At 68.7% G+C, this 1,301-nt stretch carries 1 protein-coding gene; it reads left to right on the top strand.

Annotated elements, in window-relative coordinates; translation table 11 throughout:
- Nucleotides 1-21: 21 nt before the first annotated feature.
- Nucleotides 22-1,301: condensation domain-containing protein (locus ACFXG1_RS33170; RefSeq protein ID WP_384745897.1), on the top strand; the 1,280-nt coding region annotated here is incomplete at its 3' end.

Genomic DNA, 1,301 nt, shown 5'->3' with positions numbered 1-1,301 from the left:
TACGGACCACCCGGCACCCGCATGTACCGCACCGGCGACCTCGCCCGCTGGACCACCAACGGCAACCTCGACTACCTCGACCGAAGCGACCACCAGGTCAAAATCCGCGGACTACGCATCGAACTCGGCGAGATCGAGGCCACCCTCACCCGGCACCCGTTGGTCGACCGGGCCGCGGTACGCACCCATACGGACGATGCCGGCACCACCCGTCTGATCGCCTATCCGGTGGCGGTTCCCGGCTCCGTCCTCGATACCGACGAGATCCGCGAGCACCTCCGCAAGTCCCTTCCGGACCATATGGTCCCGGGGGTGTTCATGGTGCTGGACGAGCTGCCCCTGACCACGAGCGGAAAGCTGGACCGCCGGGCCCTGCCCGTACCCGATCTCCAGGAGCAGATCACCGACCAGGCCCCGCGAACCGAGCGCGAGCATGCTCTGGCCCGGCTCTTCGCCGAGACCCTCGATCTCCCCCGGGTCGGCGTCCACGACAACTTCTTCCAGCTCGGCGGCCACTCCCTGCTCGCCACTCAGCTGACCAGCCGGATCCGTGCCGTCCTCGGCAAGGAAGTGACCGTCCGCACGTTCTTCGACCACCCGACGGTCGCCCGGCTCGCCCCGCGTCTCGACGACACCACCGCCGTCCGGCCCCCGCTCCAGGCCACCACCCGGCCCTCGCCCGTCCCGCTCTCCTCCGCCCAGCGGCGCCTGTGGTTCCTCAACCAGCTCCAAGGGCCCACCCCCACCTACAACATCCCCTTCATCATCAAGCTCACCGGAACGCTCGACCACCAAGCACTTCAGCACGCCCTCGACGACCTCACCGAGCGCCACGAAACACTCCGCACCACCTTCCCCGAGGCCGACGGCACCCCCCACCAGCGGATCCACACCGGCGACGGAGCCGGCCCTCTCATCGATCGCCACCACATCGCCCCCGAGGAACTTCAGGGGCGCGTCGACGACATCGTCCGGCGGGGGTTCACGCTCACCGAGGAGCTACCGCTCCGCGCCACCCTGCTGACCACGGGTCCCGCGGAGCACACGCTCGTCCTGGTCGTCCATCACATCGCCGCCGACGGGGAGTCCATCCGTCCCCTGCTCACTGATCTTCTGCACGCCTATCACCGGAAGACCGAGGGTACGGCGGCGGAATCCGGCACACCGTTCCCCGATCCGGAAAGCGCCGGAATCCTCCAGGCCGATCGTCCGGTGTTGCCGGTGCAGTACGCCGACTACACCCTCTGGCAGGAAACCCTCCTCGGCGACACAACCGACCCCACCAGCCTCGCCGCCCAACA

Source organism: Streptomyces sp. NPDC059248, assembly GCF_042753905.1.
In the GTDB taxonomy this organism is placed as follows: domain Bacteria; phylum Actinomycetota; class Actinomycetes; order Streptomycetales; family Streptomycetaceae; genus Streptomyces.
This window is presented reverse-complemented; position numbering and strand designations above follow the sequence as displayed.